Source organism: Neoaquamicrobium sediminum, from assembly GCF_040970315.1.
GTDB lineage: Bacteria > Pseudomonadota > Alphaproteobacteria > Rhizobiales > Rhizobiaceae > Aerobium > Aerobium sediminum.
Genome location: NZ_JAZHFV010000006.1, coordinates 622,133 through 647,392, shown reverse-complemented (window position 1 = coordinate 647,392; position 25,260 = coordinate 622,133). Strand labels below are relative to the sequence as shown.

At 64.2% G+C, this 25,260-nt stretch carries 24 protein-coding genes; 15 read left to right on the top strand and 9 right to left on the bottom strand.

All coding sequences use genetic code 11. The annotated features are described in order from the left end of the window. Positions 1-202 precede the first annotated feature (202 nt). From V1479_RS19860 to V1479_RS19845, 4 genes are all read left to right on the top strand, one after another. On the top strand, positions 203-580 hold the full coding sequence (locus V1479_RS19860) for a COG4315 family predicted lipoprotein (protein ID WP_368804465.1): 378 nt from the start codon (positions 203-205) through the stop codon (positions 578-580). Between the two features lie 134 nt (positions 581-714). Further along, a complete protein-coding gene (locus V1479_RS19855; protein ID WP_368804464.1) occupies positions 715-2,289 on the top strand; it encodes a trimethylamine methyltransferase family protein in 1,575 nt (524 codons plus the stop codon). Positions 2,290-2,319: 30 nt separating this feature from the next. Then, on the top strand, positions 2,320-4,893 hold the full coding sequence (locus tag V1479_RS19850; protein WP_368804463.1) for a GcvT family protein: 2,574 nt from the start codon (positions 2,320-2,322) through the stop codon (positions 4,891-4,893). Positions 4,894-5,001: 108 nt separating this feature from the next. Then, entirely contained in the window at positions 5,002-5,760 is a 759-nt protein-coding gene (locus V1479_RS19845; RefSeq protein WP_368804586.1) for an NYN domain-containing protein, read from the top strand. A gap of 21 nt (positions 5,761-5,781) precedes the next feature. Here V1479_RS19845 and V1479_RS19840 read toward each other — a convergent pair whose 3' ends face one another. Continuing rightward, positions 5,782-6,582: a phosphate/phosphite/phosphonate ABC transporter substrate-binding protein gene (locus V1479_RS19840; protein ID WP_368804462.1), complete on the bottom strand. Its 801-nt coding sequence runs from the start codon at positions 6,580-6,582 to the stop codon at positions 5,782-5,784. A gap of 40 nt (positions 6,583-6,622) precedes the next feature. After that, positions 6,623-7,627, bottom strand: a complete 1,005-nt coding sequence (locus V1479_RS19835) for a fatty acid desaturase (RefSeq protein WP_368804461.1) — start codon at positions 7,625-7,627, stop codon at positions 6,623-6,625. Between the two features lie 147 nt (positions 7,628-7,774). Between V1479_RS19835 and V1479_RS19830 the strand changes: the two genes are divergently transcribed. After that, a complete protein-coding gene (locus V1479_RS19830; RefSeq protein ID WP_368804460.1) occupies positions 7,775-8,605 on the top strand; it encodes a helix-turn-helix domain-containing protein in 831 nt (276 codons plus the stop codon). Here V1479_RS19830 and V1479_RS19825 read toward each other — a convergent pair. After that, positions 8,602-10,035, bottom strand: a complete 1,434-nt coding sequence (locus tag V1479_RS19825) for an MFS transporter (protein ID WP_368804459.1) — start codon at positions 10,033-10,035, stop codon at positions 8,602-8,604. The genes V1479_RS19830 and V1479_RS19825 overlap by 4 nt on opposite strands. A 61-nt stretch (positions 10,036-10,096) precedes the next feature. Between V1479_RS19825 and V1479_RS19820 the strand changes: the two genes are divergently transcribed. Continuing rightward, complete coding sequence (locus tag V1479_RS19820; RefSeq protein ID WP_368804458.1) at positions 10,097-10,498, top strand: helix-turn-helix domain-containing protein; 402 nt, start codon at positions 10,097-10,099, stop codon at positions 10,496-10,498. 87 nt (positions 10,499-10,585) lie between these two features. Then, entirely contained in the window at positions 10,586-11,602 is a 1,017-nt protein-coding gene (gene bmt, locus V1479_RS19815) for a betaine--homocysteine S-methyltransferase (protein ID WP_368804457.1), read from the top strand. A gap of 10 nt (positions 11,603-11,612) precedes the next feature. Here bmt and V1479_RS19810 read toward each other — a convergent pair whose 3' ends face one another. From V1479_RS19810 to V1479_RS19790, 5 genes are all read right to left on the bottom strand, one after another. Continuing rightward, positions 11,613-12,197, bottom strand: coding sequence for a PadR family transcriptional regulator (locus tag V1479_RS19810; protein ID WP_368804456.1), 585 nt, complete (start codon positions 12,195-12,197; stop codon positions 11,613-11,615). 151 nt (positions 12,198-12,348) lie between these two features. Beyond that, on the bottom strand, positions 12,349-14,361 hold the full coding sequence (locus V1479_RS19805) for a vWA domain-containing protein (protein WP_368804455.1): 2,013 nt from the start codon (positions 14,359-14,361) through the stop codon (positions 12,349-12,351). Positions 14,362-14,363: 2 nt separating this feature from the next. Then, a complete protein-coding gene (locus V1479_RS19800; RefSeq protein ID WP_173193617.1) occupies positions 14,364-14,918 on the bottom strand; it encodes an RNA polymerase sigma factor in 555 nt (184 codons plus the stop codon). Positions 14,919-14,974: 56 nt separating this feature from the next. Next, positions 14,975-15,658, bottom strand: coding sequence for a hypothetical protein (locus V1479_RS19795; protein ID WP_368804454.1), 684 nt, complete (start codon positions 15,656-15,658; stop codon positions 14,975-14,977). 370 nt (positions 15,659-16,028) lie between these two features. Next, positions 16,029-17,603 carry a trimethylamine methyltransferase family protein gene (locus V1479_RS19790; RefSeq protein WP_368804453.1) on the bottom strand — a complete coding sequence of 525 codons (1,575 nt, stop codon included), beginning with the start codon at positions 17,601-17,603 and terminating at the stop codon, positions 16,029-16,031. A gap of 265 nt (positions 17,604-17,868) precedes the next feature. On the opposite strand from V1479_RS19790, the gene V1479_RS19785 reads away from it, so the two are divergent. Then, entirely contained in the window at positions 17,869-18,567 is a 699-nt protein-coding gene (locus tag V1479_RS19785) for a corrinoid protein (protein ID WP_173192076.1), read from the top strand. A gap of 32 nt (positions 18,568-18,599) precedes the next feature. On the opposite strand, the gene V1479_RS19780 is transcribed toward V1479_RS19785, so the two are convergent. Beyond that, complete coding sequence (locus V1479_RS19780; protein WP_173192078.1) at positions 18,600-18,758, bottom strand: entericidin domain-containing protein; 159 nt, start codon at positions 18,756-18,758, stop codon at positions 18,600-18,602. Between the two features lie 54 nt (positions 18,759-18,812). Here V1479_RS19780 and V1479_RS19775 point away from each other — a divergent pair, with 54 nt between their 5' ends. From V1479_RS19775 to V1479_RS19745, 7 genes are all read left to right on the top strand, one after another. Continuing rightward, a complete protein-coding gene (locus V1479_RS19775) occupies positions 18,813-19,424 on the top strand; it encodes a DUF1638 domain-containing protein (RefSeq protein ID WP_368804452.1) in 612 nt (203 codons plus the stop codon). 50 nt (positions 19,425-19,474) lie between these two features. Then, positions 19,475-20,047, top strand: a complete 573-nt coding sequence (locus tag V1479_RS19770) for a DUF4893 domain-containing protein (protein ID WP_368804451.1) — start codon at positions 19,475-19,477, stop codon at positions 20,045-20,047. Positions 20,048-20,143: 96 nt separating this feature from the next. Next, positions 20,144-20,446 (top strand): virulence factor, encoded by a 303-nt coding sequence (locus tag V1479_RS19765; RefSeq protein ID WP_173192081.1) that lies wholly within the window; start codon positions 20,144-20,146, stop codon positions 20,444-20,446. Then, entirely contained in the window at positions 20,439-21,029 is a 591-nt protein-coding gene (locus V1479_RS19760) for a methylenetetrahydrofolate reductase C-terminal domain-containing protein (RefSeq protein ID WP_368804450.1), read from the top strand. The genes V1479_RS19765 and V1479_RS19760 overlap by 8 nt, the downstream gene beginning before the upstream one ends. Beyond that, a complete protein-coding gene (locus tag V1479_RS19755; RefSeq protein ID WP_173192086.1) occupies positions 21,026-22,132 on the top strand; it encodes a methylenetetrahydrofolate reductase in 1,107 nt (368 codons plus the stop codon). The genes V1479_RS19760 and V1479_RS19755 overlap by 4 nt, the downstream gene beginning before the upstream one ends. A 58-nt stretch (positions 22,133-22,190) precedes the next feature. Then, positions 22,191-23,159 (top strand): methyltetrahydrofolate cobalamin methyltransferase, encoded by a 969-nt coding sequence (locus tag V1479_RS19750; protein ID WP_173192088.1) that lies wholly within the window; start codon positions 22,191-22,193, stop codon positions 23,157-23,159. Between the two features lie 10 nt (positions 23,160-23,169). Next, positions 23,170-25,248: an ASKHA domain-containing protein gene (locus tag V1479_RS19745; RefSeq protein ID WP_368804449.1), complete on the top strand. Its 2,079-nt coding sequence runs from the start codon at positions 23,170-23,172 to the stop codon at positions 25,246-25,248. Positions 25,249-25,260: the final 12 nt, after the last annotated feature.

Genomic DNA, 25,260 nt, shown 5'->3' with positions numbered 1-25,260 from the left:
GTCATGCCGCGTGCGCGGCGACGGTGTCATTGCCGCGAACGACATGGAATGCCTGCGTCGAATGCACTTCATGCTGCATTTCTAGCGCGACTGACGGCGGCCGTACAAGAGTTCGTGAACGGGGAACACGGTTATCGGCCGAACGTTCCTGCTACCGGCCGACCAACACCACCGGCCACGCTCCAAAGGAGGAGCAACTCTCATGAAAATCGTAGCATCGGCATTGACCGCCCTGTTCCTGGGCGTTGCAGCGGCGCACGCCGCGGAACCAGCCCAGGTCAAGACGGTGGGAAGCGAGCAGGTTTACACCGACTCCCACGGCATGACCCTCTACACATTCGACAAGGACGCGGTCGGAAAGTCCAATTGCGACGGTGACTGCGCCGCCAAATGGCCTCCGTTCCAGGCGAATGCCTCGGCAAAGGCCGAGGGAGACTGGACCCTCGTCAAGCGCAGCGATGGCGCCATGATGTGGGCCTTCAAGGGCAAGCCGCTCTACACCTATGCGGGCGACAAGAAAGCTGGAGAGATGAGCGGCGACGGCGTCGGTGGAAACTGGCACGCCGCGAAAGCCGGCTGACGAACTCGAAGCTGCGGCGGCGGCATCCCGCCGCCGCAGCATGTCGATTCCTTGGCCCTAGCTGTCGCAGCCTCCGCACTCCCCCGCTACGCGGTGGTCCAATATGCGTGTCGGATACCAACTTGGTGACATGCATGACGGACACGACGCTGCCCAGCGAGGCAACCGTAGCTGACAGGTCAAGGCGCGGCGGCAGGGCCGGCAAAAGGACCGGCGGCGGCGCGGCGTTCGAGCAGCCTCCGTTCCGCCAGTTGCGCATACCCTTCGCGCCAACGCAAATCGTCTCGGACGATGAGCTGGAATCGATCCACCTTGCTTCCCTCCGGGTTCTGAAGGAGATCGGCGTCGAGGTTCTGCACGAGGAAGCGCGAGCGATCATGAAGGCGCACGGGGCCGACGTGCTGCAGGGCACCGAACGGGTGCGCTTCGATCCCGACATGATCCTCGAGCTCGTGGGTCATGCGCCCTCGCAGTTCACGCTGCACGCCCGCAATCCGGATCACAACGTCGTCTTCGGCGGCGACAATCTTATCATCGCGATGATGGCGTCCGCCCCCAACGCTTCCGATCTCGACGGCGGGCGGCGGCCCGGCAACCAGAATGACTACCGCAATTTCCTGCGCCTCGCGCAGATGCACAACGTCATCAACATCACCGGCGGCTATCCCGTCGAACCGATCGACATCCACCCGTCGATACGCCACCTCGAATGCGTGCGCGACCTTGCCGTTCTGACCGACAAGGTGTTTCACATCTATTCGCTCGGCAAGGAACGCAACGTCGACGGCATCGAGATCGCGAGGCTCGCCCGCGGCATCTCTCGCGAGCAGCTTCTGCAGGAGCCGTCGGTCTTCACCATTATCAACACGAATTCGCCTCTGAAGCTCGATGTGCCGATGATGGAAGGCATCATACAGATGGCATCTGCCGGCCAGGCTGTGGTGGTGACGCCGTTCACGCTGTCGGGCGCGATGGCCCCGGTGACGATCGCCGGCGCGCTCGTACAGCAGAATGCCGAGGCACTCTCCGGCATCGCCTTCTCGCAGATGGTGAGAAAAGGGGCGCCGGTCGCCTATGGCGGCTTCACCTCCAATGTCGACATGAAATCCGGCGCGCCCGCCTTTGGCACGCCGGAATACATGAAGGCGCAGATGGTCGGCGGCCAGCTCGCCCGCCGCTACGCCCTGCCCTACCGCACCTCGAACACCTGCGCGGCCAATACTGTCGACGCGCAGGCCGCCTACGAAAGCGTGTTCTCACTGTGGGGCGCGATCCAGGGCGGGGGCAACATGATGATGCACGCGGCCGGCTGGCTCGAGGGCGGTCTGCGCTGCTCGTTCGAAAAGACCATCCTCGACATCGACCTCCTGCAGATGGTGTCGGAATTCCTGACCCCGCTCGACCTGTCGGAAGACGCGCTTGCGGTGGACGCGATCCGAGATGTTGGTCCGGGCGGCCATTTCTTCGGCACGCCCCACACCCAGAGCCGCTACCGCAACGCGTTCTATTCTCCGATCCTGTCCGACTGGCGCAATTTCGAGAGCTGGAGCGAGGCCGGTTCCCCGACCGCCATCGAGCGCGCCAATCGCGTCTGGAAAGAACGCCTCGCCACCTACGAAGCGCCGCCGATGGACCCGGCAATCCGCGAGGCGCTGGACGACTTCGTCGACCGCCGCATCGCCGAAGGCGGCGCCCCGACGGATTTTTGAATCATTTCATTCGTTTACGGATCTATCTCCATGAAATCTCACGTCAAAGCGGTGGTTATCGGCGGCGGTGTCGTCGGTTGCTCGGTGCTGTATCATCTTGCCCGCGCAGGGTGGACCGACATCATGCTGATCGAACGGTCGGAGCTGACGTCCGGTTCGTCCTGGCATGCGGCCGGCGGCTTCCACACGCTCAACGGCGACCCAAACGTCGCCAAGCTGCAGGCCTATACCGTGCAGCTCTACAAGGAACTGGAAGAAATCTCCGGCCAGTCCTGCTCGCTGCACCTGACCGGCGGCGTGATGCTGGCCGACAGTCCCGAGCGCATGGACTTCCTGCGACTTGCGCACGCCAAGGGGCGCTATCTCGGCATGGACACGGAGCTGATCACGCCGTCAGAAGCCAAGGCCATGTTCCCGCTGATGGACGAGAGCCATTTCGTCGGCGCTATGTGGGACCCGGTGGAAGGCCATCTCGACCCCTCCGGCACCACGATTGCCTACTCCAAGGCCGCCAAGAAGCTCGGCGCGGAGATCGTGCTGCGCAACCCGGTGCGCGAGCTGACGCAGGAGCTGGACGGCACCTGGAACGTCATCACCGAGCAGGGCACGGTCAGGGCCGAGCACGTGGTCAATTGCGGCGGCCTGTGGGCGCGCGAGGTCGGACGCATGGTCGGCGTCGAGCTGCCGGTGCTGGCCATGGAGCACATGTACCTCCTGACCGAGCCGATGCCGGAAGTGGAAGCCTTCAACCGGGAGACCGGCCGCGAGATGGTCGGCGTGCTCGATTTCAAGGGCGAGATCTATACCCGCCAGGAGCGCAACGGCATTCTGCTCGGCACCTATGAGAAGGCATGCAAGCCGTGGTCTCCGGTCAACACGCCGTGGGATTTCGGCCATGAGCTGCTGGCGCCCGACCTCGACCGCATCGCTCCGTCACTGGAAATCGGCTTCAAGCATTTCCCGGGCATCGCCAATGCCGGCATCAAGCAGGTCATCAATGGCCCCTTCACCTTCGCGCCCGACGGCAACCCGCTTGTCGGGCCGGTTCAGGGCCTCACCAATTACTGGGTGGCGTGCGGCGTGATGGCGGGCTTCAGCCAGGGCGGCGGCGTGGGGCTGGCACTGTCGAACTGGATGGTCGACGGTGATCCCGGCTTCGACGTCTGGGGCATGGACGTCGCCCGCTTCGGCGAATGGGCGAGCCTGCGCTACACCAATGCCAAGGTGCGAGAGAACTATTCGCGCCGGTTCTCCATCCGCTTCCCCAACGAGGAGCTGCCGGCCGCGCGACCCGCGCAGACAACGCCGCTCTACGACACCATGGTCGCGCAGAATGCCGTCATGGGCGACTCGTGGGGCCTGGAAACCCCCCTCTGGTTCGCGCCCGAAGGCGGCGAGCCGAGGGACATCGTCTCCTTCCATCGATCGAACGATTTCGAGCATGTCGGCAACGAGGTGCGCGCCGTACGCGAGGGCGTCGGCGTCACCGAGATCGCCAATTTCGCCAAATACGCGGTGTCGGGGCCGGCTGCGGAAGACTTCCTCAACCGGCTGATGACCAACCGCATGCCTAAGACGGGCCGCATCGTGCTGACCCCGATGCTGAACGAGTTCGGCAAGCTGATCGGCGATTTCACCATCGCCAAGACCGGCGACGAGCGTTTCATGATCTGGGGCTCGTCGGCGGCGCAGAAATACCATATGCGCTGGTTCGAAAAGCACGTGCCGAAGGACGGCTCGGTGCGCATCCACCGCTACGACCAGACGCTGGTGGGCCTGTCGATTGCCGGACCAAAGTCGCAGGCGCTGCTGCAGAAGCTGGTTGATGTGGACGTGTCGTCCAAGGCCTTCCGCTTCATGGATTTCCGGGAGATGGCCGTCGGCGGCGCGCCATGCATGGTCAATCGCATCACCTACACCGGCGACCTCGGCTACGAGATCTGGATGGAGCCGGCCTATGAGCGGCTGGTCTATGCGTCGATCAAGGATGCCGGCGCCGAGTTCGGCATCGTCGATTTCGGCATGCGCGCCCTTCTGTCGATGCGGCTCGAGAAGAACTTCCCGACATGGTTCCGTGAGTTGCGGCCGATCTACGGCCCGTTTGAAGGCGGCATGGAGCGCTTCATCAAGCTGGAGAAGAACGACTTCATCGGTCGTGAAGCGGCGGCAAGGGAGCATGCGGACGGTCCGAAACTGGCCCGCGTCTCGTTCTTGGTCGACGCGCTCGACGCCGATGTCATGGGCGACGAGCCGATCTGGGCCAAGGTGAACGGCACCGACTTCGGCACGATCGAAAAGCCACACGGCTACGGCGCGCCGCGCTTCGACGCCGCCGGCAAGGAAACCCGCAGCTCGCAGGCCGACCACGGCGCGTCCTCGGTGCGCGGCATCCATGACGGCGAATGGTCCGTCGTCGGCTGGGTCACGTCGGGCGGCTATGCGCATTTCGTCGACAAGTCGATGGCGCAGGGCTATGTGCCGGCCGCCCTTGCAAACGACGAAAGCGAAGGCCTGTTCGAGATTGAAATCCTCGGACAGCGCCGCCCGGCGCGCATCAACATCGAACCGCCCTTCGACCCATCGGGCGAAAAGATGCGGGGTTGATGCCGCCGGCAAGCTGGGCCAGTGTCCAACATAAATTGCCCGTCGGGGAGATTGACGCTGCGCGGGCGTCAGCACCCCTCCGGATCATGGACCATGGAAACAAATGCAATGCCGGCAGAAGCCCGCTCCCCTCGCCTCGCTGTCCTGATCGACGCCGACAACGCGTCGTCAAAGATCGCCGACGGGCTGTTCGACGAGATCGCCAAGCTCGGCGAAGCCAGCGTTCGGCGCATCTATGGCGACTTCTCCAACGCACGATCGAAGGGCTGGTCAGACGTGTTGTCCAAGCACGCAATCATCCCTCAGCAGCAATTCGCATACACTACCGGCAAGAATGCCTCCGACATAACGCTCGTGATCGACGCTATGGACCTCCTGCACAGCGGCCGCTTCGACGGCTTCTGCCTGGTTTCGTCGGACAGCGACTTCACCCGGCTTGCCGCGCGAATCCGCGAGCAGGGTATCGATGTCTATGGTTTTGGAGAACAAAAGACGCCGGAGAGCTTCCGTCAGGCCTGCCGCCGCTTCATTTACACCGAAAATCTGCTGCCTGACCCACCCAATGTGGAGAAAGAGGCCACGAAGCCTCTGCGGCCTCCGAAAGAAGCCATTCCGAAAATCGCCAAAGTGCTCGAACAGATTGAAAGCGAGGACGGCTGGGTGCCTCTTGGAGCGGTGGGAACCCAACTGGGGAATGTCGCATCCGATTTTGATTCGCGCACTTACGGGTTCCGCAAGCTGAGCGATCTGGTCCGAAAGACCGGCGGGTTCGACATCGACCATCCAGAAGGAGGCCCGGTGCGCATCAAGCTGAAGGAGCCGATCGGACGTTCTTCCAGTGGGCGCGGCAATCGCAAGAAGAGCTGAATTTTGCGCTTTCGCCAAAAATCACGATGAGGCAACGACCGCCCTGCGGATCGCTTCGTGCAAAGGCGCGAATTCGCACGCCGAGATGTAGGGCAAACCCTTGCGTCGAGCAGTCCAGCCGACCACCCGAATCGGTTTCCCAACATCCTGCTCGAAACGCCTGAAAAGGCTCCAGCTTCGGCAATCAATGGCGCAGACCTCCGCGCGGCCCTCGGCCACCGCCGTGATGGATGCGCGATGGCCACCTGTCTGCAAGTGCGAGGAAAAGATGGAAAGGCCCTCGCCTGCGTCCACCAGATCGCGTTCAAGAGCCAGAACACCCGACATCGAATGCGGCTCGTTATAAGCGAAGCGTTTTCCGCGAAGCAGCTCGAGCGGCAGCCAAGACGCGCCGTCGTCCGGCGACGGCATCGAAGTCTCGTTGCCACGCATCAGGATGGCGCTGGAATAGAGTTCGCCGCTGCCGCCCTCGCATTCCGAATAGTCCGGCTGACTTATGACTCGGACGTGGTCGGCAAGACCGGTCGTCTCGAGCGGCCCCCAGCAGGTCTGGCCAAACAGCAGTCGCGGATGACGCCACAGCGTCGCATAGTCGAGTTCTTCGGGCGGCAATGTCGCAGGGTCAGGGGCAACAAGACGGCCGGTACGATCACGGATGCCGCCGGGGACAGCCGGCATATCGGCGTTGCGGCGCACGAGATGCGCCGGCGCTTCGACACCCTGTTCCCACAATGCGCCGCGGATACGCGACCATTGCGCATCCACCTCGGCACGGACCTCCGGCCAGTCATACATGGGCAGTGCTGCGATGGGCGGGCTCATGCCGCCTTATGCGCGGTCACAGCCGACCCTGACAAGCCGCTCATTCCTTGGGCGGCTCGGCCGGCACAGGCACGGTGCCGTATCCGCTGACATTGCGTGCCCGCACACGCGGCCGGAACGCCCTGCCCGGCTCCGGCGCGCGGCGTAGTGCGGGATGCACCACCGGCTGCTTTGCCTTGAACGCAAAGTCCTTCAGCAGCGCGAAATAGCTCGGATAGGCATAGCCGTCATTCATTGCCAGCCACTCCGCGCGCCGTGCGCGAAACAGCGCCGGCAGCCTGTACCATGCCACCGTCGGCATCTTGTGGTGCACGAGATGCAGGTTGTTGTTGAGGAACAGCAACGCCAGCGGCGAGCGTTCGACGATGATGGTCCGGCCATCCGGCCGCTCGGACCACTGGTGCTCGGCAAAGGTGCGGATGGCGATCAGCGACTGGCCAAGATAGACCGGCACTAGATAGAGCCAGACCGGAACGGCGAAGACGAAGACGATCACCGGCACGACGACAGCGAGCCCGACGCCGTGGTGGAGCCAGGCGCGACGCACCGCACGGTCGCCGGAAGCGATCAGCCTGGCCTCGGTCGCCAGAAAGCCGGCATTGGCAATCGCCGGACCGATGACGAAACGGCCGACCATGGTATTGTTGATCCGCAGCAGCGCCTTGAGCCATTCCGGCAGCGTCTCGTGCTTCCACAGTGCACGATAGTAGCTCTCCGGATCATCGAATGGATCGGTCAGGCGCTCGTCGGCGTGATGGCGCAGATGCAGGGACTTAAAGCGCCGGTAGGGATAGACGAGACCGATCGGCAGGCCGACCAGAAATTCGTTGAGATTGCCGTTGCGGGTCGGATGGCCGTGCGCGGCCTCGTGCATCAGGGACGATTGCAGCGCAACCACCAGAGTGAGGATCGCCAGCGTAGCCAGCGGCCAGTCCGCCCAGAGCATCGTGCCCGCCACGAACCATGCTCCATAGCAGGCTGCGATGAGCATGACGGTGGGCCATTCGACCCGTGCTGCACCGTGTTCTATCCTTCTTTTTGCCATCTCGCCCAGATTCGCCCCGATACCCCGATTCCTGACAGAATGCTGTCAGCAGCAGCGATGCGTCGCAATGCGAGAATGTACATTGAATGTTTATTCTGATAATCAGAAGCGACATACGTTTACTATAATAAACAACGAGGCGGAAAGTTGGACAAGCGCGACATCGCCGAGACGTTCCGGACGCGGCTGACGACGCTGGTCGGCCGATCCGGTGAAAACCAGTCTGCATTTGCCGCGCGCATCGGCATCGACCGCTCGGCGCTGTCCCAGCTCCTGGCCGGCTCCGCGACACGGCTGCCACGCGCCGAAACGCTGATCAACATCGCCTTGCGGCACAGCGTCTCGCTCGACTGGCTGTTGGGCATCAGCCAGGATGAAGGCCTCGGCAGCGAAATTCGCGAAAGCCTTGAGATCGAGGAAGGTGCGGGCGGCTTCGACCGGACCCTGCTGGCGAAGTGGCACGCGGAAGCGGCCGGCACCAAGATCCGCTATGTTCCCGCCGGCATTCCCGATCTCCTGCGCACCGATGCGCTGATCGACTACGAGGCCGGCATCACGCGCCGCGACGCCGAAGCCCAGCACGACGAAAAACAGTACCGCATCGACTACAATCGCAGGCCGGAGACCGACATGGAGGTCTGCATGCCGCGCCATACGCTCGAAATCTTCGCGCGCGGCCTCGGCGTCTGGTCTGGTTTCCCGGAAGAGCAGCGGAAGGCGCAGCTTGCCCACATGGCACGCCTGCTCGACGACCTTTACCCCGGCTTCCGCCTCTACCTCTATGACGGCCGCCAGCGCTATTCGGTGCCCTACACGATCTTCGGGCAGCTTCGCGCCGCGATCTACATGGGCGACATGTATGTTGTGCTGAACGCGACAGAGACGGTGCGCACGCTGACCCGCCACTTCGACAATTTGATCCGGGCAGCCGAGATCAACGCACACGAAGCAGCGGGTTTCGCGCGCGCGTTCAGCTAGCAGTCGACGCAAAGCTCGTCCTGCGCCGGAACGCGCCGCCGTCCCAGCAATGCCAGCACCAGAGAGAACGCGACGAGGCCCGCGGCCACCTGGAACGTGAACGAGAAGGCGAAGGCGACCGTCTCGGGCGGCAGCCGCGTGATGTCGGCGGAGCCGGCCGCAGCCGCAAACACCGCCCCCATGACAGAAGCACCCGTCATCAGTCCGAGATTGCGCGACAGCCCCAGCAGGCCAGAAATCATGCCACGCTGGTCGTCCCTCGCCGCCAGCATGACGTCGGTGTTGTTGGCCGCCAGAAAGAGCTGGAACGACGGCGTCAGAGCCATCAGCGACAGGACGAAACCCGCGACGCCGAATATGCCCGGCAGGATCGAAAAGCAGACCAGCGCAACGATCATGTGTGCCAGCGCGTAGATCAGCATTGGCCAAGCGCCGAACCTGTCGGTGAGGTGGCCAGCCGGCAGACCGCTGAGCGCAGCCATTGTCGGCCCTGCCGCCAGCGCCAGCCCGATCAAAGCGTCGTTCAGATGCAGCCCGAAAGCCAGGTAGAACGGTCCGACGACCAGCACGGACATCATCACGCTGGAAACAAGCAGGTTCATCACCAGCGAGGCGGCTGTCGCGCGATCGCCGAGCGCATCGAGTGCCACCAGCGGCGTCGCACGGCGTCGCTCGACAATTACGAAGGCGATCGCGCCCGCGACCGCTGCTGTGAGCAGCAGTGCCGCCTGCGTCGAAAAACCGTCGCCGCCGGTCACCGCGAGCGAATAGGCGATCAGCGTCAGTGCCAGCACCAGCGTGCCGGCCAGGTCGAGGCTGGGGCGATCTGCCGGAGACGCAGCCTTTGCGGCAGGCAAGGTTCGTAGAGATACGACCAGCACCACCAGCGAGAAGAAGGCGAGCGTCAGGAACGTCGCCTGCCAGCCAGACCACGCGATGATCAGCCCGCCCATAGAAGGCCCAAGCGCGGTGCCGATAGCCGACGTAGTGCCGAGCAGCCCCATAGCCCAGCCGACGCGTTCCTCGGCAACCACATCGCGCGCGATGGAGATCGGCAACGCCATCAAGATCGCGCCGCCGACGCCCTGCAGGACACGAAAGAAGACGAGCAGGCCAAGCGTCGGCGCGGCTGCGCACAACGCGGACGCCGCCGCAAAGATCGCCAGTCCCGCCAGGAATACACGGCGATGCCCGACGAGGTCGCCCAGTCGCCCACAGGAAACGATGGAGACCGTGACGGCGAGCAGATAGCCGAGCACCGCCCACTGTGCATGTGTCACGTCGACGGAAAAGTCGCGCGCCAGCACGGGGAGCGCGACGGTGGTGATGCTCACACCGGTGGACGCCAGCAACATCGCCAGCGCCAGCGGAGCGATGCTGCGGCTCGTGCCGCCGGATTGCGGGGTATCGGAATCGTTTTTCATGGTCATGCCCTTGCTCAAATTCGGATCTGGCGGCATTCTGCCACTTCAAGTCAACTTGAGGTCAAGCATGGAAATTCTCGACATTGGCGATGTTGCCGAGCGCACCGGCGTCGCCGTCTCGACGCTGCGCTACTACGACGAGATCGGCCTCATCGCTTCAGTCGGCCGGCGCGGGCTTCGCCGCCAGTTCGGGCCGGAAGCCGTCTGGCAAATCGCCCTGATCGCGCTCGGCAAAAAGGCCGGTTTCTCGCTCGATGAGATCGCCGGCATGTTTCGCGCCAATGGCACGGTGGATTTGCCGCGCCCGGTCCTTCATGGCCGCGCCGACGAGATCGACCGCCAGATCCGCGACCTGATGGTGTTGCGCGACGCACTCAGGCATGTGGCCGAGTGCCCTGCCCCTTCGCACCTCGAATGCCCGCGCTTCCGCAAGCTCCTGCGGGTCGCCGGCCGGCGCGGCAAAGCCTGATGTCCGCAGCCACCATGACATTGACGCCATATAAAGATTTCTTTATATTGTTATCTCAAATCCCCAGACCTTGCGAAGGCACTTTTCATGACCAATCCGATCGACGCTCTGATCGCCGAAAAGGGCGTGCTGCTTGCCGATGGCGCGACCGGCACCAGCCTCTTCGCCATGGGCCTGGAAGCGGGCGAAGCGCCGGAGCTCTGGAACGAAAGCGCCCCTGAAAAGATCGTCGCCCTGCATCAGGGTTTCGTCGACGCGGGCGCCGACATCATCCTGACCAACTCGTTCGGCGGCACGCGTCACCGCCTCAAGCTGCACCACGCGCAGGACCGCGTGCACGAGCTGAACCGGCGCGCCGCCGAGATCGCGCGCTCGGTCGCGGACAAGGCAGGCCGCAAGGTCATCGTTGCAGGGTCCGTCGGTCCCACAGGCGAACTGCTGCAGCCGCTTGGCGCGATGACCTATGACGAAGCCGTCGACGCCTTCGTCGAGCAGATCGAAGGCCTGAAGGAAGGCGGCGCGGAAGTCGCCTGGATCGAAACCATGTCTGCACCCGACGAAATCCGCGCTGCCGCCGAAGCAGCGATCCGGGTCGGCCTGCCCTACACCTATACCGGTTCATTCGACACGGCCGGCCGCACGATGATGGGCCTCGCGCCGAAGGACATCCACGGCGTGGCAGACGGCCTCGGCGCGGCCCCGCTGGGCGTCGGCGCGAATTGCGGTGTCGGCGCGTCGGACATCCTCGCCTCGCTGCTCGACATGAGCGCCGTGAAACCGGAGGCCACGATCATCGTCAAGGGCAATTGCGGCATCCCCGAATTCCGCGGCACCGAAATCCACTATTCCGGCACGCCGGAACTGATGGCCGACTATGTACGGCTGGCAGTCGACGGCGGCGCGAGGATCGTCGGCGGCTGCTGCGGCACGTCGTTCCAGCACCTTGCAGCCATGCGCAAGGCGCTGGATGAGCACGCGCAGGCGGCCCGGCCGTCAGTTGAAGATGTCGTGGCGCGCATCGGCCCGCTGCGCAACAAGCAGGCCGCCGAAAGCGGCGCCGTGGAAGGCGAAGGCCGCCGCGAGCGCCGCCGCGCCCGCGGCTGACCGGTCCGGTCTAGAGATCCTCGATCTCGCGGCGCGCGCGCTTGAGGATTTCGCGCGCTTCGGCCGCCTGTTCGGCCGACAGAGCACCACTGCGCAGCCGGCTGTAGACCGCCCAGCGCAATGCGCGCACCTCGTCGCCCAGGGCTACGCCGCTGGTCTCGGTCGACGCCTGCTCCATCTGCGCGTTGATCTTCTCCAGTTCCCGCGCATTGTCGGCAAGGAAGGCGCGACCCTGCTCGGTGATCGAGAACAGGCGCTTGTTACCGGTCGTCGTCGAGGTGACGAGGTCGGCCTCCTCCATCATCTGCAGCATGGGATAGATGGCCCCGGGGCTGGGGCTGTAGGCACCCTGGAACTTTGCTTCCAGCGCCTTGATGATGTCGTAGCCGTGGCGCGGCTCCTCGGCGATCAGGCCGAGCACGACCAGCCGCAACGCACCCGAATCGAACATGCGCGGCCCGCGCCGCCCGCCGAACGGTCCACCGCGATTGCGGCCGAACGGGCCGCCATGGCCATGCCGCCCGCCACCGCCCCTGCCCGGCCCACCGGCCATGCACATATGACCATGCCCACCTCGATCTCTGTGATTGAACATTGGGGTTCCTTTCATAATGTCGTTCATGCGTCATATCTAGCAAAAGATATATCTTTTACAAGATGCAACGTAAGGATTCCCGGCTGCACTAAAGGGAAGCCGGCCGGGATTCCGATCCCGACCGGCTTTGCAACAGCGCAATAGTGAAGGTTCAGCGTGGCCGATCGAGCGCAGCTGCGAGCCTAACCAGCGAGAGGAATTCGGCGCGATAGCCGAACGGATCGGCTCCGCGCGCGGCCGAAGCGATCTCCTGGATGCGGTCATAGCCAAGATCCGCCACGGCATCCGTGTCCCGCAGCTTCTGCCCGAAGGCTGCGACAGCGACGGAGAAGCGCGCGTCTGTCGAAGCCACGTCGAAGCTCGAAACGACATCGGCCTCCGTGACCGGCTTCTCGATCAGCTTGCTGGTATCCTCGCCCGGCGCCTTGTAGCGGATCCTGACGAAGGCATATTCGCCTTCGCCGGCCGTCGATGCCGCGCTGTCGCTCTGCTGCCCGTAGCGCAGATCGTCAACCATCCGCGCCGGGCTGCCCACCGGCGTGATCTCGTAGATCGCCGTCACCGAGTGGCCCGAGCCGATCTCGCCGGCATCGACGCGGTCGTTGTTGAAGTCCTCGCGGCTGAGCGCACGCGTCTCGTAGCCGATCAGCCGGTACTCGGCGATCTGCTGCGGATTGAACTCGACCTGTATCTTCACGTCGCCGGCGATCGGAAACAGCGTCGAGGACGCCTCCTCCACCAGCACCTTTTCGGCTTCCGCCAGCGTGTCGATATAGGCGGCCGCTCCGTTGCCGTTCTGAGCGATGGCCTGCATCATCTGGTCGTTGAGGTTGCCGCGGCCGAAGCCCAGCACGGAGAGGAACACACCGGATTCCCGCTTGTTCTCGATCAGCGTCGTCAGCTCGTCGTCGCTCACCTGGCCGACGTTGAAGTCGCCATCGGTCGCCAGCATCACGCGGTTGACGCCGCCCTCGACGAAGGAGCTTTCCGCAAGCCGGTATGCTTCCCGGATACCCGCCTCACCCGCCGTGCTGCCGCCGACCTCAAGCCTGTCGAGCGCGGACAGGATCGCCGCCTTGTCCGACGCCTTGGTCGGCTCCAGCACCGTGCCGGCGCTCCCCGCATAGGTGACGATGGAAACCGTGTCTTCGGGGTTCAGCCGGTCGACGAGCATCCGGAAGGAGTTCTTGAGCAGCGGCAGCTTGTCGGGCTCTTCCATCGACCCCGACGTGTCGATCAGGAAGACGAGGTTGGAGCGCGGCTTCTGCGCGTGCTCGATCTCGTAACCCTTGATCGCGACATGCATGAGCTGCGTGTTCTCGTTCCACGGCGTCGGCATCACGGTGACGGTCGAGTTGAAAGGAACCTCGGCGCTTTCCGGACCGGCCCAGTCATAGGGGAAATAGTTGATCATCTCCTCGACCCGAACGCTGTCCGGATCGGGCACCACACCCTCCTTCAGCGAGCGGCGCAGGAAGGCGTAGGAGGCCGTATCGACGTCGATCGAGAAAGTGGAAACGGGGCTTTCCTGAACCGCGCGCACCGGATTGCTGTCGAAGGCCTCGACGCGATCACGGTTCTCGGCAGGCACTGGATAGGGCTCAGGCGCGATTACCTGCGGCGCCGCGGACGGCATCGTCAATGCGCGTGGCTCAGCGACCTTCTGGCGCGTCAGTGCCATGCGGGACGGGCCCGCGCGCTCGCTGGGCGGTGGTGGCGCGGCAGCGATCTCGGCGGCCATGTCCTGCGTCGCCTGGTCCGAAGCTTGTCCGGCCGCCTCCTCTTTCGCGGGCTGGGAAACCCCGGTTTCAGCCGCCTGGCGTTGCGGCGCGTCGTTTTCCACCGCTGCAGGCTCCTGTGGGCTCGCCGGGCGATACTCGTCGAGCAACTGCCACGTAACGATACCCGCAACCGGCAGGGCAACGAGGCCGGCCAAAGCCGGGTTTGCGATAAGTTTCTTGCGCATGATCTCTCTCCAGAACCTGATTGTTCCGGCAGTGAGACGCGCACCGACGCCCGATCCTTGGGGCGACGCGGAATTTTTCCCGGCCTCGTCATAGGCGCGCAACGCGGCATCGAGCCCGCGCGCCTTTGCTTCGTCACCGGGCTCGGGCACCTTCGCACCGCGCAGCAGGTCGAGTTCGTCGAATTCGTTATTCGCCATGATCAGACTTCCCCGGCCGACATGATGAGCTTCAGCCGTTTCTTCGCTTCATGGATGTGCCAAGAGACCGTCGTCTCCGAGCAGCCGAGCAGGTCGGCCGCCTCGGCGTGGCTCAGCGCCTCGCCATAGACCAGCGTCACCGCCTCCTGCTGTTTGGGCGGCAGGTCGCGCACCGCCTCCCATAGCGCCTCGGCCGGTTCATTCGCCTCATAAGCCGCGCTCTCGATGCGCGCTTGAATGCCGTAGGCCCGCCGCCGCGTGGCCTCACGCGCGGCACTCCGTCCTTGGTCTCGCACCGCGTTGACGACGACAGGGTAGAGCCAGGTGGTGAACGCGCTGCCGCCCCGATAGGTACGGATGGCACGGCCAAGCCGGGCGCAGACATCCTGCGCGATGTCTTCCGCATCGGCGCGATGTCCCGTCATCCGGTAGGCGATACGGAAGACGAAGGCATAGTGCCGCTTGACTAGCCGCGCAAACGACGACCGGTCGCCGGCCGCAGCCCTGCGCGCCAGCTCACCGTCGGAGACGTCTTCTTCGTCCATCGTCAGCGCCATCATCGCCCGTTGGACGTCTCAATCCCGCCGATCCTTGGGTGGGGCAAGGAAAAAATCTACAGCCCCGCAAAAGCTGCCTGGTGAAATGCCTTCACCGCAGCCGGATAGCGCCATGAGGAGCCGACCGGGCAGGCGTTGCGCGCAAGGCAACCCGCGTTCCGGCAGGCGTACCCCATCCGGCCTCTGACATGCGCAACGCAGCCGGCATAGTCAAAGACGCCCGGCGAAAAGGCATCGACCGGACACGTATTCAGGCAAGGTTTTCCGTCACATAGATCGCAAGGGTGAATCGGTTTCTCAAGCAAGGGAAACGCAAGTTCGCGGTCGAACAGCAATGCGCCGCGATATGCGTGCCAGAGCCCGTAGACCGGATGCATGAGGAGGCCGAGCGGCGATGGGGCCAGTCCCTCCGCACGGATCGCCCATTGCTGGAACGGCGCGAACGGGCGGTCGTTCGGCATGATGAGGCGGGCACCGACGCGATCGGCGACCTCGCCGATCACCAGCCGCGACCATGTGTCGAGCGGGTTGGGGAGGTTTAAAGGTCGGGTCTCTCGCCAGAGCGAGAAATGCCGCCAGTAGCCCGCTCCCGCATTCCCGACCAGAAGAACCGAGCGCGCGGGAGCGCCGGAAGGGCCCGCCGCCCGCTCCTCTTCTGCCGCGAAGGAAAAACCGCCGCGCAGGATGAGGCCGTGAGAAGCAAGGTCGGACGCGATCTGGTTGATAAGCTCACCGCTCATCCTTGGTTCCTCCAGTTCGGCCCGCTCCCTGACGCCTTAGATGGCCGTCATTGACGAGGTGCGTCCTTCGAGGCTCGCTCCGCTCGCACCTCAGGATGAGGGGGGTTGGTTGATCGAAGCCACCTCGGCAGGCTCGATGCACGTCAAGAAAACAACCCTCGAGCCCACGAGCTTTCTGGAGCAACGCACGACGTCCCTCATCCTGAGGTGCGAGCGCAGCGAGCCTCGAAGGACGCACGACAGAACCGGTCAATCCGGCGGAGGCTTTGTCGCAATATCATCCTTTCCCGTCCGGCCCGCGTATGGCGCTGCGCCAGACTTCCTTGTGGATGATGTCGGCCACTTTAGCCCGGCCTGACGCGGGCTCCTTTCACGTGAAGGCGTCGGGCATCGCCTCTTTCTTTTGCGACACGAAATCGCGCAGGCCATCGGCGATACCCGGATCGAGATAGGGCGCTTCGTAGCTCTCCAGCCAGCGGCGGGCGAGTTCGTTAGCCCGCTGTGGCGCGGTCTTCTCGCCCTCGGCCTGCCACTGCTCGAAGGAGTTGTTGTCGGCAATGGACGAGCGATAGAAGGCGGACTGGAAATTGGCCTGGGTATGGGAACAGCCGAGATAGTGGCTGCCCGGCCCGACCTCGCGGATAGCGTCCATCGCCTGCCCGTTTTCGGACAGGTCGACTCCGGCCGCGAATTTCTGCGCCATGCCGAGCTGGTCGACATCCATCATGAACTTTTCGTAGCAGGACGCCAGACCGCCCTCGAGCCAGCCGGCCGAATGCAGCACGAAATTCGTGCCGGCAAGCAGCGTCGAGTTAAGCGTGTTGGCACTCTCGTAGGCCGCCTGCGCGTCCGGAACCTTGGATGCGCAAAGCGAACCGCCGGTGCGGAATGGCAGGCCGAGACGCCGCGCAAGCTGGGCCGCACCGTAGGAGACCAGCGACGGTTCCGGCGTGCCGAAGGTCGGCGCACCGGACTGCATGGAGATCGAGGACGCAAAAGTGCCGAACAGCACCGGCGCGCCCGGCCGCACGAGCTGCGTGAAGGCGGCCCCCGCCAGCACCTCGGCAAGCACCTGCGTCAGCGTACCCGCGACCGTCACCGGGCTCATCGCGCCGGCCAGGATGAATGGCGTGATGATCGTCGCCTGGTTGTTGCGGGCATAGACCTTGGCCGCGCCCAGCATGGTCTCATCGAAGACCATCGGCGAGTTGGCGTTGATAAGGTTGATGATGACCGTGTTCTGGTCGACGAACTCCTCGCCGAACAGGATCTTCGCCATGGCAACCGTGTCTTCGGCGCGTTCCGGCGCGGTCACCGAGCCCATGAACGGCTTGTCGGATAGCGTCATATGCGCCAGCACCATGTCCAGATGGCGCTTGTTGACCGGCACGTCGACCGGCTCGCACACCGTGCCGCCGGAATGGTGGATCGACGGCGCCAGATAGGCGAGCTTCACGAAATTGCGGAAATCCTCAATCGTCGCATAACGGCGGTTGCCGTCGAGGTCGCGCACGAAGGGCGGGCCGTAGACAGGCGCGAAAACGGTAGCGTCGCCACCGATCTGCACCGAGCGTTCCGGGTTGCGGGCATGCTGGGTGAAGACGGGCGGAGCGGATTTGAGCAGCGACCGCGGAAGGCCTTTCGGGAAGTGGACCCGCTCGCCCTTCACGTCCGCGCCGGCATCCTTCCACATTGCAAGTGCTTCGGCATCGTCGCGAAACTCGATGCCGATCTCCTCGAGAACGGTGTCGGCATTGGCCTCGATGAGCGCGAGACCTTCTTCGTTGAGCACCTCGTAGAGCGGAATGTTGCGTTTGATATAGGTGAGCTGCGGCCCTGCGCCGCCGCCAGTACGCGCCGCGCGGCGTGCCGCTGCACCGCCCCTGTCGCCGCGTCCACGGCGTCCGCCGCCAGCGCCCTGCTCGACAGCCAGATTGTCTTCCATGACCGTTTCCCTGAATCCCGTAATGCCGCCAGGCGGCTCTTTGCCCGGATCGTAGCCAAGCAACCTTGCAGAAGCGGCCAGCCAGCGCCAGCCCGTGTCGCAAAATCGACAGGAAGTGCTGTCAGTTCCAAACGGGCCTGCTTCGGTCGCTTTCCTATCGCGGCACGTCGCAAATCAGCTAAGAAACCTGGTTTGTCGCGGATTATGAATTGGGAGAACGTTGCGGGCACCGTTTGTCCGCGCATGGCATTTGCAGGAGCCCGAGATGTCAGACGACGAAATCATCCTCTCCGAGCTTTCCGACGAGGAACTGGTGCAGCAGATGCACGACGACCTCTATGACGGGCTGAAGGAGGAGATCGAGGAAGGAACGAACATCCTTCTGGAGCGCGGTTGGGTCCCTTACGACGTCCTCACCGAAGCGTTGGTCGAGGGCATGCGCATCGTCGGCGAAGATTTCCGCGACGGCATTCTTTTCGTGCCTGAGGTGCTGCTGTCAGCCAACGCCATGAAGGCCGGTATGGCCATCCTGCGCCCGCTGCTGGCTGCAACTGGCGCGCCGAAGCAGGGCAAGCTCGTGATCGGCACGGTCAAGGGCGACATTCACGACATTGGCAAGAATCTCGTCGGCATGATGATGGAGGGTGCGGGCTTCGACGTCGTCGACCTTGGCATCAACAATCCTGTCGAGAACTATCTGGCCGCGATCGAAGAGCACCAGCCCGACATCGTCGGTATGTCGGCCCTGCTCACGACCACAATGCCTTACATGAAGGTCGTGATCGACACGATGAAGGAAAAGGGTATCCGCGACGACTACGTCGTGCTCGTGGGCGGCGCACCGCTCAACGAGGAGTTCGGCAAGGCTGTCGGAGCCGACGCCTACTGCCGCGACGCGGCTGTGGCCGTTGAAACGGCGAAGGATTTCATGAAGCGCAAGCACAACGTCCACGCCTCGGCCTGAGACGTGGACGTTTCAAGTTTTCGCCGTGACAACTAGTAGGTCGACCGCTCGATATTGCGGCCTGCGTCCTGCGTAGCATCCACCGCATTCGCGGTGTCGGCGCCCATGCCGCGGATGGTATTGGCGCAACCGGCCGCGAAGCCGGCAACGAGAACGAGAACGGCGAGCTTGGACATGGTGGATTTGGTCATCGTGAAACTCCGCATCGTCGATGCGCCGCTCTGGCGCTGTGAAAGGTGACAGACATGCAACGCGCGGAACCCGAAAAGGTTCTCGTAATCGCATGCGGAATGCTGGCGCGCGAAATCCTGGCGGTGAAGGAGAGGCTTGGTCTCGATCATATCACCCTGACCTGCCTGCCCGCCGAACTCCACTACAGGCCGGATAGAATCCCGGACGCGATGGACGCGGCGATTAAGACTGCGCGGGCGCAAGGCTATGCGGCGATCTTTGCCGGTTACGCTGATTGCGGCACGGGCGGCATGCTCGACCGGGTGCTGGAACGACACGGCGTCGAGCGCATGGATGGCCCGCACTGCTTCGCCTTTTACCAAGGCGAAGCACGGTTTGCGGCGGTGGAAGAAGCCGACATGACGGCCTTCTATATGACCGACTTCCTGTGCCGGCAATTCGACGCGTTCTTCATGAAGCCGCTCGGCCTCGACCGCCACCCTGAGCTGGCGCAGGACTTCTTCGGAAACTACGAGAAGGTTGTCTATCTGGCCCAGACAGACGACCCGTCGCTCGAAAAGGTGGCTCGCGATGCGGCTGAAATGCTCGGCCTTGCCTACGAGAAGCGCATGACCGGTTACGGCGATCTGGAACCTGCGCTTGCCCGGCTTTCGACGCGATCTTGAAACCGCCGGATTTGCCCGGCGGGATGGCCGCAACCACCGGAGACCGATCAATGCGCCGTACCGCCTGCTTCGCCCTTGCCCTGCTCCTAGCCACGCCGGCCTTCGCCACCGGAGAGATCGAAAGCCTCATCACCGACGCGGACCGCGCTCGGCTTGAGGCCTACGAGACCACCCGCGACGCCGCGGTTGAGGAAGCGCGCGAAGGTGGCAGCCCTGAGGACATCGCCATAATGGATCGCGCGCTTTCGGCTTCGCACCAGTCGTTCGAGGGTTTCGACATGACCGGCGATTGGCAATGCCGCACCACCAAGGTTGGCGGGCTGGCAAATCTGGTCGTCTATTCTTGGTTTCGGTGCAGGGTCACCGATGACGGCTCCGGCTGGAAACTCGAAAAACTGTCGGGTTCGCAACGGACAACAGGCCGTTTCTTCACCGATTCCGACACCCGCCTGACCTATCTCGGCTCCGGCAGCATTCATGATGCAAAACCCGCAGCTTACGGCTCGGGACCTGAAAGCGACCAGGCCGGTTATGCGTTTCGAACCGGCGAGGCCGAGTGGCATATCGAGTTCCCCGCCCCCCACTACGAATCGAAGCTCGACATCCTCGAATTCCGTCGCTGACCGCGCGTCGCTTTTGAAGGCACGCGCGTCGTCCGGCAACAAGCAGGCGCGCGCGCTTCCGCGCAATGCTCGCCGTGGAGTGAGGAGAACAGCCGCATGGCGGATCTAATCGTCGTCTACTGGCGCGACATCCCGGCACAAGTGATCGTCAGGAAGGGGCGGCAGAACGCCAAGCGCGAGCTGCCGCTGCGCTTCACCGAGGCTATCGACATGTGCGCCATGCGAACCGGCGCAGGCGATACCGACGCGTATCTGGCCGAGTGGCGCAAGGCAGACCCCGAACCTGTCGGCGACGACCTTGAGGCTGAGGCCGACAAGGCGTTTGCCGAACTCGACGCGGCCTATGACCGCGAACGTCTCGTCGCACTCGTGAAGGCGGGCGGAAGGGAAAATGTCTGACAAGCAGCAGCCGACGGTTACCCAGGCCACGCAGGTCCGCAACGCGGCACCCAAGACCGCATACAAGCCCGCCGACGTATCACCGCAGCGGCGTGTCCAGCGCCGCTACACGATGCGGCTGTGGTCGGTGCGGCACTCGCGCGGGCTCGAATGGTTCTACGAACGCTTTGCCGAAGTCTTTCTGCTGTTGCACCCGCTCTGGAAAGCGGTCGGCTATTCACGCGCCGAAGCGCCGGTGAAGTTCGTCGAGAAACGGGTCAAGGGCCTCATGTTCGACTGCCGCATGTGCGGCCAGTGCGTGCTGTCGTCCACCGGCATGTCATGCCCCATGAATTGCCCGAAACAGCTCCGCAACGGCCCCTGCGGCGGCGTGCGCGCCAACGGCAATTGCGAGGTCGAGCCGGATATGCCCTGCGTGTGGGTGAAGGCCTGGGAAGGCTCGCGCAACATGCGCAATGGCGATGCGATCCTCGCCGTGCAGAAACCCGTCGACCAGTCTCTGCGCGAAACGTCGGCCTGGCTGCGCGTGACGGCTCGCGCCGCCGCCGAGCGTGAGAAGGCGAAAAAGGGAGAGCCTGCATGACCCCCTCCCCGCGCCCTCCGCAGCCTGACGAGAACCCCGCCGGCATCGACCTGCCACTAGACCCGCTGCCCGGCCATTCGTCGCGCGGCCGGCTTGAGCGCATCCTGCGGCGCGGCGAGTTCGCGGTGACCACCGAGCTCAACCCGCCGGACAGCGCCGATCCCGAAGACGTCTACGAGCGCGCCAAGGTCTTCGACGGTTGGGTCGACGCGATCAACGCCGTCGATGCGTCGGGCGCCAACTGCCATATGTCGTCGGTCGGCATCTGCGCGCTGCTGACCCGCATGGGTTATGCGCCGGTGTACCAGATTTCCTGTCGCGACCGGAACCGCATCGCGATCCAGGGCGACGTGCTGGGTGCCGCCGCGATGGGCGTGGCCAACATGCTGTGCCTGACGGGCGACGGGGTGCAGGCCGGCGACCAGCCGGGCGCAAAGCCCGTCTTCGATCTCGACTGCATGTCGCTGCTGGAAACGGTCCGCACCATGCGCGACGAGCAGAAATTCCTCTCCGGCCGCAAGCTGACGACGCCGCCCGCCGTTTTCCTGGGTGCCGCGATCAACCCGTTCGCGCCACCCTATGAATTCCGCCCCCACCGGCTCGCCAAGAAGATCGCGGCAGGCGCCCAGTTCGTGCAGAGCCAGTACTGCTTCGATGTGCCGATGTTTCGTGAATACATGAGGCGCGTCAATGATCTCGGGCTCACCGAGCAATGCTATGTGCTGTGCGGTGTGGGGCCGCTTGCCTCGGCCAAGACGGCGCGATGGATCCGCGCCAACGTGCCCGGCATCCATATCCCCGATGCGGTGATCGCACGGCTCGAAGGTGCGGCCGACCAGAAAAAGGAAGGCAAGCAGATCGCCATCGACATCATCAACGAAGTCAAGGAAATCGAGGGCGTGTCAGGCATCCACGTGATGGCCTATCGCCAGGAGGAGTTCGTCGCCGAGATCGTGCACGAATCCGGCGTGCTCAAGGGCCGCCGTCCGTGGCGCCGCGAACCGCGTGCGGACGACGCCATGGTCGCCGAACGCCTCGATCACATCCTGCACGACAGCCCCACCGAAACCCCGCAGGCGATCGTCAGCCAGGCCGCCACCTGAATTCGCGCTTGCAAGCGCCCTCTATTCGGGACATCCCGACAAAGAACGGAGACACAACATGACCCGCACCATCGTAGCCTCGGCGAGACGTGAGATCGTCATCGGCTTCGACCAGCCCTTCTGCGTCATCGGCGAGCGCATCAACCCGACCGGGCGCAAGAAGCTCGCGGCCGAAATGGTCGAAGGCAATTTCGAAACGGTGAAGAAGGACGCGATCGAGCAGGTGCAGGCCGGGGCGACCATGCTGGACGTCAATGCCGGCGTCACCGCCGTCGACCCCAACGCGACCGAGCCCGCCCTTCTGGTGCAGACGCTGGAGATCGTGCAAGGGCTGGTGGATGTGCCGCTGTCGATCGACTCGTCGGTTACCGCCGCGATCGAAGCGGGCCTGAAGGTCGCCAAGGGCCGCCCGCTCGTCAATTCCGTGACCGGCGAGGAAGAAAAGCTCGAAGCGATCCTGCCGCTCATCAAGAAATACGATGTGCCGGTGGTCGCCATCTCGAACGACGAGACCGGCATCTCCATGGACCCTGACGTGCGTTTCGCGGTCGCCAAGAAGATCGTCGAGCGCGCGATGGACCATGGCATCAAGCCGGAGGACGTCGTCGTCGATCCGCTGGTCATGCCGATCGGGGCGCTGGGCGATGCCGGCCGCCAGGTCTTCCAGCTTCTCTACCGGCTGCGCAACGAGCTCAAGGTCAACACGACCTGCGGTCTTTCCAACATCTCCTTCGGCCTGCCGCATCGCCACGGCATCAACGCCGCCTTCATCCCGATGGTGATCGGCGCCGGGATGACCTCTGCGATCATGAATCCCTGCCGCCCGCAGGAGATGGAGGCCGTGCGCGGCGCCAATGTGCTCAACGGCACCGACAAGGACTGCATGACCTGGATCAAGACGTACAAGGACTACAAGCCCGGCGAACACGCCGCCCCTGCCCCGGTGGCCGTCTCCGCACCCGGTGACGCTGCTGCCGGCGCAGGCCGCCGTCGCGGCGGCCGGGAGGCACGGATGGCGCGAGGGTAACGATGTTTCCATGAACGCCCCGTCCAACATCACCGATCCGCTCGTCCTGTTCATGCCCTCGGGAAAGCGCGGGCGTTTTCCCAAAGGCACGACCGTGCTGGATGCCGCGCGCGAGCTTGGCGTCTATGTCGAGAGCGTATGCGGCGGGCGGGCAACCTGCGGGCGTTGCCAGATCGTTGTGCAGGAAGGCAATTTCGCCAAGCACAAGATCGTTTCCTCCAACGACCACATTTCTCCCAGGGGCGCCAAGGAGGAGCGTTACGAGCGCGTGCGCGGACTGGCCGAGGGGCGCCGCCTCTCCTGCTCCTCCACCATCGAGGGCGACCTCGTCGTCGACGTGCCGCAGGATACCGTCATCAACGCGCAGGTGGTGCGCAAGGCAGCACTGGACCACATCATCGAGCGCAATCCGGCTGTCCAGCTCTGCTATGTCGAGGTGGACGAACCCGACATGCACAAGCCGCTCGGCGATCTCGACCGCCTCAAGGCTATGCTCGAAAAGGACTGGGGCTGGCAGGACCTGTTGGTCTCACAGCACCTGCTGCCGCGCGTGCAGACGATCCTGCGCAAGGGCAACTGGGGCGTCACGGCCGCGATCCATCGCGACCTCGCAACGTCGCGGCCGACGATCATCGCGCTCTGGCCCGGCCTTCACAACGAAGCCTACGGCCTTGCCTGCGACATCGGCTCGACCACGATCGCGATGCATCTGGTCTCTCTGCTGTCGGGCCGGGTCGTTGCCTCATCCGGCACGTCGAACCCGCAGATCCGCTTTGGCGAAGATCTGATGAGCCGCGTTTCCTACGTGATGATGAACCCCGATGGCCGGCAGGCCATGACCACGGCTGTCCGTGAGGCGATCAACGGGCTGCTGGACAAGGTGTGCGCGGAAGGCGAAGTCAGCAGCGACGACGTGCTGGACGCCGTCTTCGTCGGCAACCCGATTATGCATCACCTGTTCCTGGGCATCGACCCGACCGAGCTCGGCCAGGCGCCCTTCGCGCTGGCCGTTTCCGGCGCGGTGCATACTTGGGGCAGCGAAATCGGCCTGAAGATCAACGAGGGCGCACGCGTCTATGTGCTGCCCTGCATTGCAGGCCATGTCGGGGCCGACGCTGCGGCCGCCACCCTGTCGGAAGGCCCTTACCGGCAGGATGCGATGATGCTGCTGGTCGACGTCGGCACCAATGCCGAGATCGTGCTGGGCAACAGAGCGCGGGTCGTCGCCGCGTCCTCACCGACAGGGCCGGCCTTCGAGGGCGCGGAAATATCGTCGGGACAACGCGCGGCACCGGGCGCGATCGAGCGCGTGCGCATCGATCCCGAGACCCTGGAACCGCGTTTCCGCATCATCGGATCGGAAAAATGGTCGGATGAAGACGGATTTGCTGAAGACGCCGGGAAACTGGGCGTCACCGGCATCTGCGGCTCGGCGATCATCGAGGTCGTGGCTGAGATGTACCTGTCGGGCATCATCTCGGAAGACGGCGTGATCGACGGCGCGCTCGCCGCGAGGACACCGCGCATCTTCCAGAACGGCCGCACCTCGTCCTACCTGCTCCATGAAGGCCAGCCGCGCATCACCGTTACCCAGAACGATGTGCGCGCCATCCAGCTTGCCAAGTCGGCGCTCTATGCGGGCATCAAGCTGCTGATGGAAAAGCAGGGCGTCGACCATGTCGACACGATCCGCTTCGCCGGCGCGTTCGGCTCCTTCATCGATCCCAAATACGCAATGGTGCTTGGGCTGATTCCCGACTGCGACCTCGCCGAGGTGAAGGCCGTCGGCAACGCGGCCGGCCAGGGTGCACTGATGGCCCTGTTGAACCGTGACTACCGCCGCGAGATCGAGGAGACGGTGCGTCGCATCGAAAAGATCGAGACGGCGCTGGAGCCCAACTTCCAGCAGCTTTTCGTCAATGCAATGGCCCTGCCCAACAAGGTGGACCCGTTCCCCAAGCTGGCCGAGGCGGTGACGCTCCCGCCGCGCCGTGCGAATGCGGGCGACGATCCCGCGTCGGGTGGTGGCGATGCCTCGCCGAGGCGACGATCGCGCGAGGAACGGGCGGCGAGACGCAGCCGCACTTGACGCCGACTTGCG

Excerpts from the sequence above, each read along its gene's own strand:
- V1479_RS19825 (WP_368804459.1), bottom strand. The coding sequence starts at position 10,035 with ATGACCATGAAAAACGATTCCGATACCCCGCAATCCGGCGGCACGAGC.
- V1479_RS19790 (WP_368804453.1), bottom strand. The coding sequence starts at position 17,603 with ATGGAAGACAATCTGGCTGTCGAGCAGGGCGCTGGCGGCGGACGCCGT.
- V1479_RS19775 (WP_368804452.1), top strand. The coding sequence starts at position 18,813 with ATGCAACGCGCGGAACCCGAAAAGGTTCTCGTAATCGCATGCGGAATG.
- V1479_RS19810 (WP_368804456.1), bottom strand. The coding sequence starts at position 12,197 with ATGTTCAATCACAGAGATCGAGGTGGGCATGGTCATATGTGCATGGCC.
- V1479_RS19840 (WP_368804462.1), bottom strand. The coding sequence starts at position 6,582 with ATGAGCCCGCCCATCGCAGCACTGCCCATGTATGACTGGCCGGAGGTC.
- V1479_RS19805 (WP_368804455.1), bottom strand. The coding sequence starts at position 14,361 with ATGGCGAATAACGAATTCGACGAACTCGACCTGCTGCGCGGTGCGAAG.
- V1479_RS19755 (WP_173192086.1), top strand. The coding sequence starts at position 21,026 with ATGACCCCCTCCCCGCGCCCTCCGCAGCCTGACGAGAACCCCGCCGGC.
- V1479_RS19760 (WP_368804450.1), top strand. The coding sequence starts at position 20,439 with ATGTCTGACAAGCAGCAGCCGACGGTTACCCAGGCCACGCAGGTCCGC.
- V1479_RS19800 (WP_173193617.1), bottom strand. The coding sequence starts at position 14,918 with ATGGCGCTGACGATGGACGAAGAAGACGTCTCCGACGGTGAGCTGGCG.
- V1479_RS19780 (WP_173192078.1), bottom strand. The coding sequence starts at position 18,758 with ATGACCAAATCCACCATGTCCAAGCTCGCCGTTCTCGTTCTCGTTGCC.
- V1479_RS19855 (WP_368804464.1), top strand. The coding sequence starts at position 715 with ATGACGGACACGACGCTGCCCAGCGAGGCAACCGTAGCTGACAGGTCA.
- V1479_RS19770 (WP_368804451.1), top strand. The coding sequence starts at position 19,475 with ATGCGCCGTACCGCCTGCTTCGCCCTTGCCCTGCTCCTAGCCACGCCG.
- V1479_RS19850 (WP_368804463.1), top strand. The coding sequence starts at position 2,320 with ATGAAATCTCACGTCAAAGCGGTGGTTATCGGCGGCGGTGTCGTCGGT.
- V1479_RS19745 (WP_368804449.1), top strand. The coding sequence starts at position 23,170 with ATGAACGCCCCGTCCAACATCACCGATCCGCTCGTCCTGTTCATGCCC.
- V1479_RS19785 (WP_173192076.1), top strand. The coding sequence starts at position 17,869 with ATGTCAGACGACGAAATCATCCTCTCCGAGCTTTCCGACGAGGAACTG.
- V1479_RS19795 (WP_368804454.1), bottom strand. The coding sequence starts at position 15,658 with ATGAGCGGTGAGCTTATCAACCAGATCGCGTCCGACCTTGCTTCTCAC.
- bmt (WP_368804457.1), top strand. The coding sequence starts at position 10,586 with ATGACCAATCCGATCGACGCTCTGATCGCCGAAAAGGGCGTGCTGCTT.
- V1479_RS19835 (WP_368804461.1), bottom strand. The coding sequence starts at position 7,627 with ATGGCAAAAAGAAGGATAGAACACGGTGCAGCACGGGTCGAATGGCCC.
- V1479_RS19860 (WP_368804465.1), top strand. The coding sequence starts at position 203 with ATGAAAATCGTAGCATCGGCATTGACCGCCCTGTTCCTGGGCGTTGCA.
- V1479_RS19845 (WP_368804586.1), top strand. The coding sequence starts at position 5,002 with ATGCCGGCAGAAGCCCGCTCCCCTCGCCTCGCTGTCCTGATCGACGCC.
- V1479_RS19820 (WP_368804458.1), top strand. The coding sequence starts at position 10,097 with ATGGAAATTCTCGACATTGGCGATGTTGCCGAGCGCACCGGCGTCGCC.
- V1479_RS19765 (WP_173192081.1), top strand. The coding sequence starts at position 20,144 with ATGGCGGATCTAATCGTCGTCTACTGGCGCGACATCCCGGCACAAGTG.
- V1479_RS19750 (WP_173192088.1), top strand. The coding sequence starts at position 22,191 with ATGACCCGCACCATCGTAGCCTCGGCGAGACGTGAGATCGTCATCGGC.